Annotated in this window: 16 protein-coding genes and 1 pseudogene; 9 read left to right on the plus strand and 8 right to left on the minus strand. The window is 72.9% G+C overall.

Annotation, left to right across the window (positions count from 1 at the left end):
* From GQ466_RS28570 to GQ466_RS28590, 5 genes are all read right to left on the minus strand, one after another.
* Window positions 1-254 (minus strand): hypothetical protein (locus GQ466_RS28570; protein ID WP_161106179.1); only part of this gene is annotated, 254 nt, incomplete at its 3' end.
* 682 nt (window positions 255-936) lie between these two features.
* Window positions 937-1,443, minus strand: a complete 507-nt coding sequence (locus tag GQ466_RS28575; RefSeq protein WP_161106180.1) for a protein-L-isoaspartate O-methyltransferase family protein — start codon at window positions 1,441-1,443, stop codon at window positions 937-939.
* Window positions 1,444-1,703: 260 nt separating this feature from the next.
* Complete coding sequence (locus tag GQ466_RS28580) at window positions 1,704-1,880, minus strand: DUF397 domain-containing protein (protein ID WP_161106181.1); 177 nt, start codon at window positions 1,878-1,880, stop codon at window positions 1,704-1,706.
* A 33-nt stretch (window positions 1,881-1,913) separates the two neighbouring features.
* Window positions 1,914-2,099, minus strand: coding sequence for a DUF397 domain-containing protein (locus GQ466_RS28585; RefSeq protein WP_161106182.1), 186 nt, complete (start codon window positions 2,097-2,099; stop codon window positions 1,914-1,916).
* Window positions 2,090-2,875, minus strand: coding sequence for a helix-turn-helix domain-containing protein (locus GQ466_RS28590; protein WP_161106183.1), 786 nt, complete (start codon window positions 2,873-2,875; stop codon window positions 2,090-2,092). Before GQ466_RS28590 ends, GQ466_RS28585 begins: the two co-directional genes overlap by 10 nt.
* Window positions 2,876-3,039: 164 nt before the next feature.
* Between GQ466_RS28590 and GQ466_RS28595 the strand changes: the two genes are divergently transcribed.
* From GQ466_RS28595 to GQ466_RS32085, 8 genes and pseudogenes are all read left to right on the plus strand, one after another.
* Complete coding sequence (locus GQ466_RS28595; protein WP_237418476.1) at window positions 3,040-3,465, plus strand: ATP-binding protein; 426 nt, start codon at window positions 3,040-3,042, stop codon at window positions 3,463-3,465.
* A gap of 281 nt (window positions 3,466-3,746) precedes the next feature.
* Window positions 3,747-3,920 (plus strand): annotated as a pseudogene (locus GQ466_RS32080) (helix-turn-helix domain-containing protein); the annotation flags it as partial.
* Between the two features lie 309 nt (window positions 3,921-4,229).
* Window positions 4,230-4,625 carry a peptidase inhibitor family I36 protein gene (locus tag GQ466_RS28605; RefSeq protein ID WP_161106186.1) on the plus strand — a complete coding sequence of 132 codons (396 nt, stop codon included), beginning with the start codon at window positions 4,230-4,232 and terminating at the stop codon, window positions 4,623-4,625.
* Window positions 4,626-4,807: 182 nt separating this feature from the next.
* Window positions 4,808-5,392: a DUF4291 family protein gene (locus GQ466_RS28610; protein WP_161106187.1), complete on the plus strand. Its 585-nt coding sequence runs from the start codon at window positions 4,808-4,810 to the stop codon at window positions 5,390-5,392.
* Between the two features lie 312 nt (window positions 5,393-5,704).
* The gene (locus tag GQ466_RS28615; protein WP_161106188.1) at window positions 5,705-6,370 is read left to right on the plus strand and encodes a response regulator; all 666 of its coding nucleotides are present in this window, start codon (window positions 5,705-5,707) and stop codon (window positions 6,368-6,370) included.
* A gap of 82 nt (window positions 6,371-6,452) precedes the next feature.
* Entirely contained in the window at window positions 6,453-7,049 is a 597-nt protein-coding gene (locus tag GQ466_RS28620) for a response regulator (protein ID WP_202421272.1), read from the plus strand.
* A gap of 161 nt (window positions 7,050-7,210) precedes the next feature.
* On the plus strand, window positions 7,211-7,804 hold the full coding sequence (locus tag GQ466_RS28625; protein ID WP_161106190.1) for a DUF6230 family protein: 594 nt from the start codon (window positions 7,211-7,213) through the stop codon (window positions 7,802-7,804).
* A 2-nt stretch (window positions 7,805-7,806) separates the two neighbouring features.
* Entirely contained in the window at window positions 7,807-9,210 is a 1,404-nt protein-coding gene (locus GQ466_RS32085) for a DUF6114 domain-containing protein (protein ID WP_337193662.1), read from the plus strand.
* A 419-nt stretch (window positions 9,211-9,629) separates the two neighbouring features.
* Here GQ466_RS32085 and GQ466_RS28635 read toward each other — a convergent pair whose 3' ends face one another.
* The 3 genes from GQ466_RS28635 to GQ466_RS28645 form a co-directional block, all read right to left on the minus strand.
* Window positions 9,630-11,114 (minus strand): serine/threonine-protein kinase, encoded by a 1,485-nt coding sequence (locus GQ466_RS28635; protein ID WP_161106191.1) that lies wholly within the window; start codon window positions 11,112-11,114, stop codon window positions 9,630-9,632.
* 204 nt (window positions 11,115-11,318) lie between these two features.
* On the minus strand, window positions 11,319-12,881 hold the full coding sequence (locus GQ466_RS31105) for a serine/threonine-protein kinase (protein WP_202421273.1): 1,563 nt from the start codon (window positions 12,879-12,881) through the stop codon (window positions 11,319-11,321).
* Window positions 12,882-12,909: 28 nt separating this feature from the next.
* Window positions 12,910-14,529: a serine/threonine-protein kinase gene (locus GQ466_RS28645; protein ID WP_237418477.1), complete on the minus strand. Its 1,620-nt coding sequence runs from the start codon at window positions 14,527-14,529 to the stop codon at window positions 12,910-12,912.
* Between the two features lie 180 nt (window positions 14,530-14,709).
* Here GQ466_RS28645 and lysX point away from each other — a divergent pair, with 180 nt between their 5' ends.
* Window positions 14,710-17,997 (plus strand): bifunctional lysylphosphatidylglycerol synthetase/lysine--tRNA ligase LysX, encoded by a 3,288-nt coding sequence (lysX, locus tag GQ466_RS28650; protein ID WP_202421274.1) that lies wholly within the window; start codon window positions 14,710-14,712, stop codon window positions 17,995-17,997.
* Window positions 17,998-18,014: the final 17 nt, after the last annotated feature.

Below are 18,014 nucleotides of genomic sequence, written 5' to 3' on the forward strand. Positions count from 1 at the left end.
GGCGCGGCAGCGCGGGCAGCGCGGCGACGCGGACGGCGCGGCAGCGCGGCGACGCGGACGGCGCGGCAGCGCGGCGACGCGGACGGCGCGGCGACGCGGACGGCGCGGCAGCGCGGACGGCGCGGCAGCGCGGGCAGCGCGGCAGCGCGCACGGCGCGGGCGACGCGGCAACGCGGCAACGCGGCAACGCGGGCGACGCGGACGGCGCGGCAGCGCGGGCAGCGCGGCAGCGCGGGCAGCGCGGCAGCGCGCACGGCGCGGGCGACGCGGCAACGCGGGCGACGCGGACGGCGCGGGCGACGCGGCAACGCGGGCGACGCGGGCAGCGCGGCAGCGCGGCAGCGCGGCAGCGCGGCAGCGCGGCAGCGCGCACGGCGCGGGCAGCGCGGGCGGCGCGACCCGTAGGTTGGCGGCCGTCGGGCGACGACGCGTGTCCGACGTGCCGACGTCCGCGCGGCGTGCGGTCTCGTCCGGGGGGACGTCGAGTCCTTCTGTGGCGGACGGGCGTCGCGCGGTGCGCAGGGTCTGTTCGTGGGGGCGTCGGCGCGTCCGCCTTCTCGGCCTTCCGCCCGGTGTCGGCGGGCGGGCACGGCCGCTCGGCGCGTGCTTGCCGCCCGCGTTCCTGGCGTCTGCGTCGTCGCCGAGGGCATCGCGGTCGAGGGTGTCGCGGCGCCGGGTGGGCGCGATCTTTCGCTTCGAGGACGGACGGTTCGCGGGGAGGCAGGTTTCCGGCCGCGAACAGGCCTGAGGAGCGGATCGCCTGACGTTTCGCCGGGACGGCGGCGTCGTGGGCCGCGCGCGGGGGCGTGCGGGCCGCCCGGCCGGACGGGCCGCTCGCCGGGGGCGGCGCGGTGAGCGGGCCGGGGGCCCGCAGGTGCGGTGCCGCGCTTGTGAGGGGGCGGCCCGTGCCGGGTTTCGGCTGTCGTGCGGCGAGGGTCAGGTGAAGCTGACGGTCTGGGAGGTCGGGGTGGCTGTCAGGTGGAGGCGGTTCAGGGGGCCAGCGGGGGTTGGGCGGGGGGATTTCTGGTGTTTGCCGCGGCGGGGGCGGACGGTGGTCTTGTCGGTGGTGGCGCCGCCGGTGGCCGTGCCTTTGGTCACGCTCAGGGCCAGTAGGGCACCGGGGTATTCGGGGCCTGTGTAGGGGACGACTATCCGGCCGCCTTCTTTGGTCTGTTCGATCCAGGCCGGGGGGATCTTGTGGGTGCCCGCAGGGGACACCACTCGGTCGAAGGGGGCCTGATCGGGGGCGCCTTTTTCGGCGTCGCCGGTGATTACGGTGATGCGGGCGGCCAGGGCGGGCGGCGGTGTCGGGGCCAGGTCCAGGGTGGGTTCGACCGTTGTCACTCGGGCTCCGGCCTCGGCCAGGCGGGTGGCTGTTTGGCCGGTGCCCGTGCCTATCTCCAGGACGGACATGCCCGGTTTCAGGTCCAGAGCGTCCAGCATTCGGCGCCAGACTCGGTCGGGGATGACGTCGCGGGTGTCCGCCTCAGTCGCTGGTTTGCTGTGCTTTCCCACGTGACCGTCCTTTCCGTGCCGTTGGACGCGGCCAGCGTAGGACGGGCGTCGTTCGGGGACGAGTGGAAAAGCGAACTACCCCCTTATTCCCATCTGGACCTTCTGTCGCTTGTTCCGGTGGTGGAAAGGCGAGCGCCCCCTGTCCGGGAGGGCGGACCAGGAGGCGCTACTTCGTCGGGGGTTCGGGGTCAGGCGCCCCGGATCGCCGCCGTGAGACGGCGGAAAGCGGGGCGGGGGACGTGGAGTTCCGGGCCTTCGGGGTTCTTGCTGTCGCGGATGGCGATCGCGGCGGGGGCGTTCGCCAGTTCGATGCAGTGGCCGCCGTTCTCGTCGCTGCGGGACGCCTTGCGCCAGTTGGCTTCCATCGGCCCTGCTCCTTTTGGTCCGGGGGTCGTTTGTCAGATACCCCGGACGGCGGTCGCGAAGCGGCGGAAGTCAGCGCGTGCGACGACGAGCTTCGGGCCTTCAGGGTCCTTGCTGTCCCGAACCGCGACCGTGTGGGGAACGTTCGCCAGTTCGATGCAGGCGCCGCCCCGGTCGTCGCTGCGGGATGCCTTGCGCCACCGGACGTTAGTCAGGTCCACTTCTCCTCCAGCACCTTCTTCAGGAAGGCCCGCGAGTCCTCCAGGTTGAGGGCGCGGGTCGTGAGCGTCATAAACGCCTCGTTCGCCATCACCAGCTCGCCCGCCTTGGTCGAGGTGACGGCGTCGGCCGTCTTCTCCTCGTAGAGGACCTCGGTGCGGTCGAGCTGAGTCGCGATGTGGAACGAGCCGAACACGCCCCGGTAGTAGGCGATCGGGGCGATCTGAAGGTGAACCCTATCGTGGTGGGAGATCTCGATGAGGTGCTCGATCTGGGCGCGCATCACCTCGCGCGACCCGACCTGCCGGTAGAGGATGGTCTCGTCCAGGATGACGCAGACCAGCGGCGCGTCCTCGCGGTCGAGCATCCCCCGCCGGGCGAGGCGCGCCTGGATCAGGTCTTCCTTCCCGAGCAGGACCTTGGCGTAGTCCGCGGTCTGGAACGGGCCGTAGATGAGCTGCGACTCGTAGACGCGGAGCAGGGTCGCGGCCTGCTCGGCGTGCGAGAAGTCGATGAAGTACGCGGGGTAGCTCGCGTTGCGGACCATTTCGTCCCACTTCTTGATGATTTCGCCCTTCGCATCGAGCGCCTTGTCCGTGCGCTCGGAGAAGTCGCGGCGGCAGCGCGTCACGCCCGCTTCGACCTGACTCACGTAGCTTGCCGAGACCTGAAGCCTTTTGGCGAGCTGCGCGATGTTGAGGTCCGTCTCCTCCCGCTTCCCGCGGACGAAAGAGCCGTACGCCTTGAGCACGTGATTGGTCCTGCGGCGAGCCGCCATGTTCTTTCCTCCTTCGGCGCGGCGTAACCATCGTAAGTAATTACGCCATCCATGTCCGCGCCACCCGTTTGAGGCGCCAGACTTGGGTGGCACGGTACGCGAATCGGTGGCTAGATGGGACGCGATCCGAAAAAAAACCCGCCGTCGCATCAAAGGCCGCAACGATGATCACCGAGGAAAGATCGCCTGGACTCGATCCGCTTAACGACGTTTCCACTCTCACCATACTGTCCACGGCCCGCGCCGTTCGTACCGCCCGCGAATATGTCGTGCGGTGGTTTACGGCACGCGGTTATGCGTCCTCCCTAATACAGGACGCCCGACTCGTCACCAGCGAATTGGTCACCAACGCCTACGTCCACGCGAACGGGCGGCAGAGGATCCACGTCCACCTGTACGACTCGGACGCCGGACCCGTCATCGAGGTGTGGGACTCCAGCTCGCAGCGGCCCGCACCCGGCGACCTCGCGGACACCGACGCCGAGAACGGACGCGGGCTCGCGACCGTCGCGGCCCTCGCCGCCGCGTGGGGCGTCAATCCGCTCGCGGGCGGCGGCAAGGCCGTCTACGCCGTCCTCGCGGTCCCCTAGGCGCCGCGCCGGTGCTCCCCCGGCGCCTCTCTCGGCTCCTTCGGCCCGTCCCGTGAGGTGGGGACAGGACGGGCCGGAGGTCCGGCCGCCGCGCGCCCGGCGGCCGTCGTGAGCGCCCGTGTCCCCTCGTCCTCGGGCTCCCGGGCGCTCGTCCCACCCCTGCGGGCCGTGTCCGGAGCGGCCGATGCCGCTCGGCAGTCGGTCCGGTACGGCCCGCAGGCCCCGCCGTTCACCTCCACGTCCGTCGTACGGCCACCGAGCCGTCCAGCACTGGGAAAGTCATGAGCGAAACCGAACACGAGCAGCCGACTCTCTACACGCCGTCGGAGGTGGCGCAGTTCTTCCGCGTCGATCCGAAGACCGTCACGCGGTGGGCGCGCATGGGAACGCTGCACCCGATCACGCTGCCGTCGGGGCACCGGCGGTACCCCGCCACCGAGATCCACGAACTGCTCAAGCTCGGCACCGCCAAGCAGCCCGCCGACCCCCGCCCCGACGACGACCTCGTCCCCGGCCTGCGGGCCCTGGCCGTGCTCCAGGCCGTCGTCCGCGACTACTTCGACGGCGACCCGTCCGCCGTCATGAAGGCCCTCTCGCAGGGCTGATCCGCCGACCCCGGGCCGCGTCCGCCGCACTCGCGGCGGGCGCGGCCCACTTTCCTCCCCCGAGGGCAAGGCCGTCCGAACTGTCTGGACAGGACTCCCGGGAGCCCCGTGCGCATAACGTGTCCGTCAGATCACCAAGAGTCACAAGGAGGGGAAGGGATGCGCGTTCACCTCAGCGCCCTGCTGGCACTGCTGACCTGCGCCGGAATCGTCGCGGGCGCCCCACCCGGCTGGGCGACGGCGCAGGGCGGTCCGGCGGGCGTCCGCAGCTTCGAGGACTGCCCACAGGGGCGCATGTGCATCTGGTACGGCTCCGGCGGGACCGGCGCCCGGCTGTCCTTCGCGCGGCGAGCGCCGAACCTGGCCGCGCTCGAAGGGCATCTGAACGATCACGTGTTCTCGGCGTGGAACCGCACCCGCGTGCGGTGGTGCCTCTGGGAGCACGCCGACTTCCACGGCGAGAGGAGGGCCGCACAACACGAACCGCTCGCGGGGTCGCGAGGCGAGATCGACGCCGGTTTCGCGCGCAAGATCAGCTCATTGAAGCCCTGCTGACCGCGCTCCCGGCGAAGCTGACCGCACTCCGGGCGGGCGGACCTCACTCCCGGCGAAGCTGACCGCTTTCCGGGCAGGGCTGACCGCACTCCCGGCGAAGCTGATCGCATTCCGGGCAGGGCTGACCGCGCTCCGGGCGGAAATGCGTTGCTTTTCCGGGCTGCGGCGGGCACGGTCGGGCGGTGGAGCTGTTCGAGATTCGCGCTGACCATGACCGGGACTCGATCGTCGTCTACCAGGCGTACGGGCGGGCGATCGGGGCGCCGGCGGTCGCGGCCGGACGGTTCGTGCCGCCGTTCTCGCGGACCCGGATGACGTGGATCAAGCCGTCCTTCCTGTGGCTGATGGCGCGCAGCGGATGGGCGCGCAAGCCCGGGCAGGAAATGGTGCTCGGGGTGCGGATCAGCCGTGCGGGGTGGGAGAGCGCTTTGGACCGGGCGGTGCTGACCGGGCCCGATCGGTCGGTGTTCCGGGACGCGACGGAATGGCGGGCCGCGTTCAAGCGGGCGACGGTGCACGTCCAGTGGGATCCCGAGCGGACGATCCACGGCGCTCCGTTGGACGCGCGCAGCATTCAGGTCGGGATCAGCCGCCATGTGATCGGCGAGTACGCCGACGAGTGGGTGCGCGAAATCAGGGATCTGACACCACTCGTCCGCAAGATCCACGGGCTGCTGCTGGACGGGCGCACGAGCCGCGCGAAGGCGCTCCTGCCCAAAGAACGGCTTTATCCCTACCGCGCGCCGCATCTGCGGCTGGATGCCTGACCGGGCGCGATCCTCTACCGCGCGCGGCACCTGCGGCTGCATGCTTGGCCGGGGCCGATCCCCACCGCGCGCCGCATCTGCGGCTGGATGCCTGACCGGGCGCGATCCCCACCGCGCGCCGCACCTGCGGCTGGATGCCTGACCGGGCGCGATCCTCTACCGCGCGCGGCACCTGCGGCTGCATGCTTGGCCGGGGCCGATCCCCACCGCGCGCCGCATCTGCGGCTGGATGCCTGACTGGGCGCGATCCTCTACCGCGCGCGGCATCTGCGGCTGGATGCTTGACTGGGCGCGGGATCGAGGAGGTCGGCGATGATCAGAGTCGTGCTCGCGGACGATCAGGTGCTCGTCCGCGCCGGGTTCCGCGCGCTGCTGGACGCGCAGGACGGCGTCGAGGTCGTCGGGGAGGCCGGGACCGGGGACGAGGCGGTCGAGCTGGCCCGGCGGCTGCGGCCCGACGTGTTGCTGATGGACATCCGGATGCCGGGGCTGGACGGGCTGGAGGCCACGCGGCGCATCACGGCCGATGCTTCGCTCGAAGGGGTGCGGATCGTCATCCTGACCACGTTCGAGCTGGACGAGTACGTGTTCGAGGCGCTGCGCGGCGGCGCGTCCGGGTTCCTCGTGAAGGACACCGAGCCCGTCGAGCTGGTCGCGGCGGTGCGGGCGGCGGCGCGCGGGGACGCGCTGCTGTCCCCCGGCGTCACGCGGCGGCTCATCGCCGAGTTCGCCGCGCGCGCCAAGGAGCCCGTCGTCGCGCCCCGGCTGAACGCGCTGACCGACCGGGAGCGCGAGGTGATGACGCTGGTCGGCGAGGGGCTGAGCAACGAGGAGATCGCGGCGCGGCTCGTCGTCAGCCCCGCGACCGCCAAGACGCACGTCAGCCGCACTATGATCAAACTCGGGGCGCGGGACCGCGCGCAGCTCGTCGTGTTCGCCTACGAGTCCGGGCTCGTCAAGCCCGGCTGGCTGCCCTGACCCGGCCCCGCCGATGGGCTGTCGCCACCCGCACCGACGTGACAAGGTGGGTGGCCTGCGAGACGCCCCCGACCCGCGGAGGATGACGGTGCAGGCGAAATCCGCGAAGGTCCTGGCCGTGGACGACCGCGACGAGAACCTCGTCGCGCTGACGGCGGTGCTGGACGCCCTGCCGGTCGAGGTCGTGGCCGTGACGTCCGGGCAGGCCGCGCTGAAGGAGTTGCTGAACGACGAGTTCGCGCTCATCCTGCTCGACGTGATCATGCCGGGGATGGACGGGTTCGAGACGGCGCAGCACATCAAGGGGCGCGCGCGGACGCGGGACGTCCCGATCATCTTCCTCACGGCCGCGGGCGATGCCGGGGACGACGCGTACCGGGGCTATGCCGCCGGGGCCGTGGACTATCTGACCAAGCCGTTCGATCCGTGGCTGCTGCGCGCCAAGGTGTCGGTGTTCGTGGATCTGCACCGGCGGGAGGCGGAGGTGCGGCGGCGGGCGGAGCTGCTGCGGCGCGCCCTTCCCTCCGACGAGAACGTTCCCGCCCTGCTGAATCGGCAGGTGGGTCAGGTGGAGGCCGCGGTGGCGCGGCTGCGGGCCAAGGACGCGGAGCTGCCGCTGTCGGACGTCGAGACGCGGCTGGACGAGCTGCGGACCACCGTCCGGGCCCTGCTGTCCTGACGTTTTGTCACTCGGCTGCGGGTTCGCCGAACGTTCGCTGACCGGTTTGTGCAGGTCGCTACGGGTTTCTTTACCTTCTGGGGTTTGGTGCAAGTAAGTACTTGAGGGTAACTTGCGAGAGGTTCATCACTTTTCGCGCACTCTTGTACGGAGCGTTCCCCATGTCCGAAACCCCCGCCGCGTCCCTCGGCCGGACCCGCTGGAAGCGGTTCGCCGCCCTCGCCGTCCCCGCCGCCGTCGGCGCGGGCGCGCTGATGTTCCTCACCGGGCAGGGCGCGGTCGCCTCCTCGTTCGCGGTGTCCGGCAGCAGCTTCAAGGTCCGCGCCGCGTCCCTGGAGGGCGACGGGTTCGTCCAGTACGGCGGGGCCGACGAGAGCAAGGACGGGCAGAAGCACCCCGTCCAGATCTCCGGGATCAAGCACGCCACGATCCGCGACATGTGCCAGTCCATGAAGGTCGGGCCGTTCACGCTGCGGCTCACCGCCGGGACCGGCAAGGACCCCGTCGAGGCCACCGACCTCGTCCTCGACGTCGCGCAGCTCGACGCCAACGCGTCCTTCCGCGACATCCAGATCGGGCGCGACGCCAGCACCCTCGACGCCGGGCCGTCCGGCGCGCGCGGCGCCACCGGCATGTTCGGGCAGCAGGCCTCGCACGTCACGCTCACCGACGTCAAGCAGGTCGCCTGGGCCACGACGGCCGGGACGTTCAAGCTCAACAACCTCAGCATGAAGCTCGGTGGGGAGTGTTTCTGACCGTGGCCCATCAGACGCGTCCCGCGCCGCGCGGCTTCCGGCGCTGGCGGCGGACCCGGCCGTTCTGGGGCGGGCTGCTCGCCGTCCTCGCCGGAGCCGAGCTGATCGCCATCCCGCTCGCGCCGATGCCGCTCGTCGTCCACCAGGGCATGGCCGGGGTGGCGAGCTGGCTGATCGGCGCGCTGCTCGCCGTCGCCGGGGTGCTGCTGTGGACGCAGCCGCAGCAGCGGACGTTCTACGGCATCCTCGCAGTGCTGCTGTCGCTGGTGTCGTTCCTGACGTCCAACTTCGGCGGCTTCCTGATCGGGATGCTGCTCGGGCTGATCGGCGGCGCCCTCGGCTTCGCCTGGACCCCTACCGCCCCCAGCGGGACGGCCCCCGACAGCGACCCCGCCGAGCCCGAGGAGACCTCCCGCGACGGCGGTCCACGCGACGCGGACGCCGACGGGCCGTCCGGCACCCGGCCGTACCGCGCCGCGTCCGGCGACGCGTACCCGTACACGCGGGACGACGCTCCGTCCGTCGCAAGGCTGCATTTCGCGGCGCCTGCGGCTGGTGCTACGGGGGCGGAACAGCCCCCGCCCGCCCAGGGGGGCGACCCCACTTCTAGTGTCCAACGCGCGGGTGCCCCAACGCCAGGTCAGGCCACTTCTGTGGATAACCCGTCCGCCACGCCGCGCCATGGGCGGGTGCTCGCGTTCGCCGCGCCCGCGTTGCTGCCGGTGGTCGCGGGGCTGCACTTCGCTGCGCCGTCGCCGAGCGCGACGCCTACGCCCAGCGCGACTCCGAGTGCGAGCGCCGCAGCCTCGCCCAGTGCTGCGGCCTCGCCCAATGCTACGCCCGCGCCCAGCGGGACGCCCGCGCCGAGTGCGACGCCGTCGGCCACGCCCTCGGCGTGTCCGGTGAAGCCGTCCGGGACGGCGGAGGCTGAGACGCGGGCTTATCTGGACGCGTTGAAGAAGGCTCCGGCGTCGTGTGCGCCGGCTGCGAAGACGGCTACGGCCGCCGGGCCGTCCTTCGCGACGGACGCCACGACGCTCAAGGCCGGGTCGCTCACGATGACGGGCCTCAGCTATGACGGCGTCGCGTCGCTGAACACGGCGTCCGGCACGGTGAAGGCGCTGAAGTTCAGCATGAGCAAGGCCGACCTGAAGAACGTGGACCAGCGGACGGCGCACGGCGGCACGACGTCCGTCCTGACCACGCCCGGTCTGACGTTCACCGGCGACGTCGTCATGTACACGACGAAGATGTCGGCCAAGGTCCTCGGGATCCCGCTGACCTTCACCCCGGCCAGCCCGCCGCCGCTCGTCCTGCCCGTCATGCAGATGACGGACGTGGTCTCCGAGCAGCCCGCCGTCCAGGCCGACACCACCGCCATCACCGGGCTCGCCCAGCGCGTCTGACCGCCGCGCGACGCCGTGCTCATCGGGCCGTGCCGCGTCACCCCGCCGCGTCACCCCGCCGCGTCACCCCGCCGCGTCACCCCGCCGCGCCACCCCGCCGCGTCACCCCGCCGCGCCACCCCGCCGCGTCACCTCGCACCGCGTCACCCCGCCGCGCCACCTCGCCGCGTCACCTTGCGCCGCGTCACCTCGGCGCGTCACCTCGCCGCGTCACCTTGCGCCGCGTCACCCCGCCGCGTCACCCCGCCGCGTCACCCCGCCACGCCACCCCGCCGCGCCACCTCGCACCGCGCCACCCCGCCGCGCCACCTCGCACCGCGCCACCCCGCCGCGCCACCTCGCGGCACGTCACCTCGCGCCGTCACCTCGCGGCACGTCACCTCGCGCCGTCACCTCGCGGCACGTGGCCTCGCGCCGCGTCAGGTCAGGGGCGTGGTGACGACCGTGTGCGGACGGGGCGCGCCCTCGTCGTGGTTCACGCGCTGGCGGACGATGAAGGCGCCCGCCAGGACGGCGGCGACCGCGACGATGACGGCGATCGTCACGACGATCATGGTGCGGCGGCGTTCGCGGTCGTAGGACGGCGTGCGGTCGGGCCAGTGGGGATAGGACGACGAGCCGTCCCAGCCGCCCTGGTTGGACGGGTGGGGCTCCCACGCGTTCGGCTCCAGGAGCGTCCGCGCCTCCTGCTCGTTCGGGACGGGCGGGGGCGTCGGGGGCGGCGTCGGCTCGGGCGTCCAGGAGCGCGGGTCGGGGCGCGGGGCGCGCCGGTCCTGCGGCTGGTCGCGGGACAGGCCCGCGCGGGACGGGCCCGGGTCCCGGGACTGGCCGGAGCGCGACGGGCCGACGTCGTGGGACGACGGGCCCGAGCGCGACGGGCCCGAATCGTGGGACGTGGGCCGGGCCGGGCCGGGGTCGCGGGACAGGGCGCGTCCGGATTCGCGGCGGGTCACCGGTTCGAGTTCGGACGAGTCCAGCACCGTCGACGCGGCCTTGTCGTCGGTGACGGTCTTCGCCGAGAAGCCCGACAGGTCGTCCAGGACGGTGTCCTCCACGACCGTGGAAGGCGGCGGGGGCGCCGGGGACGGCGCGGGCATGGACGCGACGCGGGTCAGCAGCGGACGCGCCTCGTCCGGGCTCATCCGATGACGGGGCTCACGCGCCAGCAGACCGTCCAGAACGGGCGCCAGCGGACCGGCGTTGCGTCCGCGCGGCACCGGCTCGGTCAGCGCGGCCTGCAACGACGACATCGCGTCGGAGCGCTCATAGGGCGAGTGCCCCTCCAGCGCGGCGTAGAGCGTCGCGCCGAGCGCCCACAGGTCGGAGGCGGGCACCGCGCGCTCCCCCGCCGCGCGCTCGGGCGGGATGTAGGCGGGCGAGCCCATGACCAGGCCGGTCTGGGTGAGCGTCGCGTCGCCCTCGACCTGCGCGATGCCGAAGTCGGTGAGGACGACGCGCCCGGTGTCGGTGATGAGGACGTTGCTCGGCTTCACGTCCCGGTGCAGGATGCCCTTCTCGTGCGCGGCGCGCAGCGCGGCGAGCATCTGCAGGCCGATCTCGGCGACGCGCCGGTGCTCCAGCGGCCCCAGCTCCAGCAGGTCCTGCAAAGACCGCGCGCGGACCAGCTCCATGACGATCCACGGCCGGTCCCGCGCCTCGACGACGTCGTGGACGGTCACCACGCCCGGATGGTTGAGCCGCGCCGACGCGCGCGCCTCCCGGAACGTCCGCTCGTAGAGGACGCCGCGTTCGGCCGCGCTGAGCCCGGGCGGCAGCACGACCTCCTTGATCGCGACCTCGCGGTCGAGCGTGAGGTCGTAGGCGCGCCACACCGTGCCCATCCCGCCCCGGCCCACCACCGCGTCGAGGCGGTAGCGACCGCCGAGGAGACGATCCTGTGTCATGTTCCGCCCGGTCTCCCCGTCGCCCGCCGTTTTCTCCGGCCGAGGGCGCGCGGGAACGCCTCGCCGTCCTGCCGTCTGTCGCTCAGTCGGACGCGTCCGCGCGTCCCACGGTTTCATTGCACGCCCTGCGGGGGCGTACGTCCACGTTATTGTTCACGGTTCGCGGGGTCGGTCTCCACTGGCCGGAGCGAAACATACACCCCGTCACGGACGGAAGCCGTGCAGGGAGCGCAGCAGCAGCGGGCGCCGCGACGACGACCGCACCGGATAGGCGACCATCACCGCGTAGTGCCGTCCGTTCGCCTCGACGCCCCGGGTGACGGCCCGCATCGCGCCGTTCATCCACGTGTACTCCAGGTCGGCGGCCTGACCGCCGTTCGCCCAGGTCAGCGAGACGTGCCGGTAGCCGGGGAGGCGGCCGTTGGTCCGCGCCTCGACCTCGAAATTCTGCCAGTGGGTGTAGGGGTCGCCGGTCCACGGCGTCTCGTCCACGAGGACGTACGCCTTGGTGACCGGATCGGTCCAGGAGCGGCGGTACGGCGGGTCGTCCTTGACCGTCCAGCCGACGGGCACCGGGAGCCGGTAGCCGTTGTTGGACGCGAGCCGCATCCCCGCCGGGACCTGCGGTTGCGCGACGGGCGTGGTCGCGGGCGCGGTCGGCGGACCGGTCGTGCCGGTGGTGGACGGGCCTCCGGCGCGCGGCGGCGCCGTATTGTCCTTCTTCGGCCACAGCGCGTAGGCCAGAACGCCCGCCAGGACGGCCGTGACCGCGATGCCCGCCAGCACCGGGACGAGCGGCGACCGGCGGCGCGGCGGGGGCGGCGGCAGCGGGACGTCCCACGTCCGCGACGGCACGGGTACCGGGACCGGAACGGGCGCGGGCGTCGGCCCGGCGTCCAGCGCGGTCCCGCCGGGCGAAGGCGGCGGCGCGTACGGGAGCGGCGCGGTCGCCTGGCCCGCCGCGACGGCGGCGAGCGCGGCGTCGGCGGCGTCGGCCGTCAGCCGCCGGACGGGGTCGGCGTCCAGCAGCCCGAACAGCACCGGCGCCAGCGCGCCCGCGTTGCGCGGCGGGTCCGGCGGCTGGGTCATGACGGCGGCGAGGACGGCCATCGCGTCCGTCCGGTGGTGCGGCGGTCGGCCCTCCACGGCGGCGTAGAGCGTCGCGCCGAGCGCCCACAGGTCGGAGGCGGGCAGCGCCTTCTCGCCGCGCACCCGCTCCGGCGACATGTACGCGGGCGACCCCATGATCAGCCCGGTGCGGGTGAGGGTCGCGTCCCCGGCGAGCTGCGCGATGCCGAAGTCGGTGAGGACCGCGCGCCCGTCCCGGGTCAGCAGGACGTTCGCGGGCTTCACGTCCCGGTGCAGGATCCCGATCGCGTGCGCGGCGCGCAGGGCCGCGACGAGCTGGCGCCCGATCCCGGCGGCGCGGTCGGGCGCGAGCGGGCCGTCCTCGTCGATGACCTCCTGGAGCGAGCGCGCGTCGACCAGCTCCATGACGATCCACGGCCGGTCGTCGGCGTCCACCACGTCGTGGACGGTCACCACGCCCGGATGGTTGAGCCGCGCGGACGCCCGCGCCTCGCGCAGCGTCCGCCGGTGCCGCTCGCGGCGCTCCGCGTCGTCCAGGGACGGGTGCAGCTGCACCTCCTTGACGGCGACCTCGCGGTCCAGGGTCTCGTCGTGCGCGCGCCAGACCGTCCCCATGCCGCCGTGGCCGACGACCGAGACCAGCCGGTACCGCCCGGCGAGAACGGTGTCCTCGGACATGAACGATCCTGCTCTCTCGTGCGACGGCTCAGCGGGCGGGGGTGAAGAACGCGAAGACCGGTTCCAGCGCGGCGATCCGTCCGGACCAGCCGGAGTCGGGGAGCGTCACGAGGATCGCGTAGCCGTGCCCGTTCGCGACGAACCCCCGGTTCAGGACGTGCGCGCGGCCCCAGCCGAGCGTGTGCGTGAACTCCCAGTCCGCCGACTTCGCGCCGTCGCCGGTGTCGGGGACGGGCGGGTGGTCCCCGGTCGGCTCGATGCGGACGCGCTCGTAGCCCCGGAAGCCCCGGCCGCCGTTCTCCTGCCGCCGCCAGTCCGCCAGGGCGCTGGCGCCGGGGCTGGAGGTCTGCGCGATCTGGATGTAGCTGTGGCCGTCGGGCCCGTAGAAGTAGTCGCCGTACTGGCGGTGCTTGGGGCCCGTCCAGCCGTCGGGGATCGCGACGGTGTAGCCCGTCCGGTCGCTGTAGCGGTGGAAGCCCGCCGGAATGCCGGGCGTGCCGGTCGACACCGGGCGTGTCGTCAGCGGCGACGACGGCGGTGCCGCCTTGCGCTGCGTCGGCGCCCCGGACGGTTTCCCCGACGGCTTGTCGTGCCGCGTGCTCGCGTACACGATGCTCGCGACCGCGATGAGCACGACGAGCGCGATCACCCCGATGAGCAGCGCGTTGCGGCCGGGCGCGGGCAGGCCGGCGCGCCCCGCCGGGGACGTCCCGGCCGGGCCGGGGTCGGGCACCGGCACGCCGACGCGCGTCCGGTCGGCGGGCGGTTCGGGCACCTCGACGGTCAGCGTGCGCTGGTCGTCCACGGTCTCCTGGCGGACGATCTCGTCCAGCAGCGCGCCCGCCTGGATCGCGTCCATCCGCTGGTCGGGGTTCTTGCGCAGCAGCCCCTCGATCACCGGGGTGAGGCGCCCGGCGCGCGACGGCGGCTCGGGCTCCTCGGTGATGACCGCGACCAGCGCCGCCATCGGCTCGTTGCGCTCGAACGGCGACCGGCCGTGCAGCATCGCGTACAGCGTGACGCCGAGCGACCACAGGTCGGACGCGGGCCCGGCGGTGCGGCCCCGGGCGCGCTCGGGCGCGATGTAGGCGGGCGAGCCCATGACCAGGCCGGTCTGGGTGAGGGTGGCGTCGCCCGCCGCCGTCGCGATGCCGAAGTCGGTGAGGACGGCGCGCTCGCCGCGTCCGGTGGAGCCGGTGACGAGCACGTTGCTCGGCTTGACGTCGCGGTGCAGGACGCCCGCGTCGTGCGCGGCGTGCAGCGCGGCGAGCATCTGCCGGCCGATGTCGGCGGCGCGCCGGACGTCCAGCGGCCCGTCCTGCTTGATGACCTGGTCGAGGGAGCGGGCGTGGATCAGCTCCATCACGATCCAGGGACGGCCGTCCTCCTCCACGACGTCGTAGACGGTGACGACGCCGGGATGGCCGAGGCGCGCGGCGGCGCGGGCCTCGCGGAACGTCCGCTTGTACTGCACGGCGCGTTCCTCGTCGGTGAGCCCGTGCGGGAGGATGACCTCCTTGACGGCGACGTCCCGGCCGAGGACCTCGTCGTGCGCCTTCCAGACCGCCCCCATGCCGCCGCGTCCGACATGGTTCACCAGTCGGTAGCGACGGGCGAGCAGACGCTCGCCGGTGGTGTCATTCGGCATATCCGCGACCATATCGACTTTTGATGACACTCTTGGACCCGCCCCGCACGCCGTTACCCCCTACCCGTTGGGACGCCCGGAACCGCGCGCAGGTTCGCCGGCGCCGCCCTTGAATGAAGCACGATGGACGTGACACCCGGTACAAAGAAGACGACACGGCAGAGCCACGACGGGGGGCGCATGGCGACGAACGGTCTGCGCGGCGAAGGCAGGAGCCTGATCGAGGCGTCGCCGACCATCTTCTTCTGGTTCACCCGGCTGTCCGGTGTCCTCTCGCTGCTGTCGTGGGTCTCCTACGGTCTCATCATCGAGCTCACCGACATCTGGGCTTTGCGATGGATCGGTTATCTCGGATGGTTCCCGAGCGTTCCGGTCGGTCTGCTGTGGATCCTGCTGTCGATGGGCGTGCGGCGGCGCAAGAAGGCGGCGTGGCGGCTGCTCGTCGCCGTGTTCGGGTTCTACTCGGCGCTGAGCGCGGTCGGGCTCGTCCGGGCCGTGTTCGGCGCCAAGCAGCCCGAACCGTACGGACTCGCCGTCACCGCCGTCGTGTACGGGGCCGCGCTGTGCCTCGTCATCGCCTCGCGCGGCCAGTTCACCACGCTTCCGGACCGGCGCAACCGGCGGCTCGCCGTCATCGTCTTCACCGGGCTGCTCATCGTGACGCTCGGGATCGGGACGCTCCTGGTCACGCTGTTCGACCGCGACCACAGCGGCGGATTCTGGACGCACCCGCTCTACGCGGTCGCGCAGACCGTCCTCGGCCCGCGCGTCACCGGCAAGCCCATCGACGTGGACGTCCCGCTCTGGGTGGACGCGATCCTGTGGCTGCTCGGCACCGGGCTGCTCGTCGTGACGTTCTGGGCGCTGTTCCGGCCCGGCCGCCGTGACGCCGTCCTCAGCGCGGAAGAGGAGATCGCCGCCCGGACGCTGCTCGCCGAGTACGGCGACCAGGACTCGCTGGGCTACTTCGCGCTGCGCCGCGACAAGGACGTCATCGTCGCGCCGAACGGCAAGGCCGCGATCGCCTACCGCGTCGAGGGGTCGGTGTCGCTGGCCAGCGGCGACCCGCTCGGCGACCCCGAGTCCTGGGACCAGGCGATCGAGGCGTGGCTCGGCGAGTGCCGCGCCCACGCCTGGATCCCCGGCGCCGTCAGCGTCGGCGAGCGCGCCGCCCGCGCGTACCGGCGGCACGGCTTCGACGCGCTCGAACTCGGCGACGAGGCCATCATCGACCTGTCGGAGTTCAGCCTGGACGGGCGGGAGATGCGCCAGGTCCGGCAGGCCGTCCGGCGCGTCGAGCGGGCCGGGTACACCGTGCGGATCCGGCGGCACTCGCAGATCCCGCGCTGGGAGATGGCCGAGCTGATCCGCAGCGCGAACGCCTGGCGCGGCGAGGAGACCGAGCGCGGGTTCTCGATGGCGCTCGGCCGGCTCGGCGACCCGACCGACGGGCGCTGCGTCATGGTCGAGGCGTTCGACGCGTCCGGACGGCTCCGGGGGCTGCTCAGCTTCGTCCCGTGGGGGCGCACCGGGCTCTCGCTGGACCTCATGCGCCGCGACCGCGCCGCCGAGAACGGCCTCAACGAGTACATGGTCGCCAAGCTCGCCGAGAAGGCCGCGTCCGTCGGCGCGCAGCAGCTCTCGCTGAACTTCGCCATGCTGCGGTCGGCGTTCGAGCGCGGGTCGCAGATCGGCGCGGGGCCGGTCGCGCGGCTGTACTACAAGCTGCTGTCGTTCGCGTCGCGGTTCTACCAGCTCGAATCGCTGTACCTCGCCAACGCCAAGTACCTGCCGCTGTGGCGGCCCCGGTTCATCTGCTACCGGCAGAGCCGCCACCTCGTCCGGCTCGGCGTCGCCTACGCCCGCGCCGAGGGGTTCCTGCCGAGCCTCAGCCGGCCCCGGCTGGACCGTGCCGCGCACGCCGCGCCGTCCGACGACCTCGTGGCGCGCATCCAGAAGATCGACGCGGACGCCGACGCGCGGCGCGCGCCCCGGCGGCGGCTGTCGGAGCAGGAGCGCGTCCGGTACGCCAAGCTCGACCGGATCCGCGCGGCCGGGATGGAGCCGTATCCGCTCGGCTTCGACCGGACCGACTACGCCGCCGGGATCCGCGCGCGGTTCCCGGCGCTGCCGCCCGACACGCGCACCGGGGAGACCGTGTCGGTCGCCGGACGGGTCGTGCTGGCCCGCGAGCACGGGCAGCTGATCTTCGTGACGCTGCGGGACGAGACCGACGACCTCCAGGTCATGCTGACCGCCGACGCCACCGGCGCGGACGCGCTCGCCGCGTGGAAGGAGCTGATCGACCTCGGCGACCAGGTCGGCGTGACGGGCGAGGTCGTCACGTCCCGCAAGGGCGAGCTGTCGGTGCTCGCCGCGACCTGGAAGCTCACCGCCAAGTGCCTGCGTCCGCTGCCCGGCAAGAGCAGCGGCCTCACCGACCCCGAGGCCCGCGTCCGGCAGCGGTACGTCGACTTCATCGTCAACGGCGACGCGCGCGCGATGCTGCGGATGCGCGGGGACGCGATCGGGGCCGTCCGGGACGTGCTGCGCGAGCGGTCCTACCTGGAGGTCGAGACGCCGATGCTCCAGCCCGTCCACGGCGGAGCGGCGGCGCGGCCGTTCACCACCCGCATCAACGCCTACAACATGCAGCTCTACCTGCGGATCGCGCCCGAGCTGTACCTGAAGCGGCTGCTCGTCGGCGGGATCGGCAAGGTGTACGAGCTGAACCGCAACTTCCGCAACGAGGGCGTGTCGCACAAGCACAACCCCGAGTTCACGATGCTGGAGGCGTACGAGCCGTACGGGAACTACGACACGATGGCGACGCTCACCCGCGACCTCGTGCTGGCCGCGTCCCGGGCCGCGCTCGGGACGACCGTCCTGCGGCGCGGGGACCGCGAGGTCGACCTCGCCGCGCCCTGGGGCGAGATCACCGTGTACGGGTCGGTGTCGGACGCGCTCGGCGAGGAGATCACGCCGGACACGTCGCTCGCGGACGTCCGGCGGTTCGCCGAGGCGCGCGACGTCAACGTCGACCCGGCGTGGGGGCAGGGGCGGATCGTCCAGGAGCTGTACGAGGCTCTGGTGGAGCACACGCTGGCGGCGCCGACGTTCGTCCGGGACTTCCCGGCGGAGACGTCGCCGCTGACGCGCCCGCACCGCGACGACGCGCGCCTCGCCGAGAAGTGGGACCTCATCGTGTTCGGGCTCGAACTCGGCACCGCCTACTCCGAGCTGATCGACCCGGTGCTCCAGCGGCGGCGGCTCACCGAGCAGTCGCTCGCGGCGGCGGGCGGCGACCCCGAGGCGATGGAGCTGGACGAGGACTTCCTGCGCGCCCTGGAGTACGCCATGCCGCCCGCCGGGGGCATGGGCATGGGCATCGACCGGCTGCTCATCACGCTGACGGGCCGCTCAATCCGGGAGACGGTGCCGTTCCCGCTCGTCCGGCCCGGCCAGTGACCACCGCGCGTCCGGCC

Source organism: Actinomadura rayongensis (assembly GCF_009831215.1).
Lineage (GTDB): Bacteria > Actinomycetota > Actinomycetes > Streptosporangiales > Streptosporangiaceae > Spirillospora > Spirillospora rayongensis.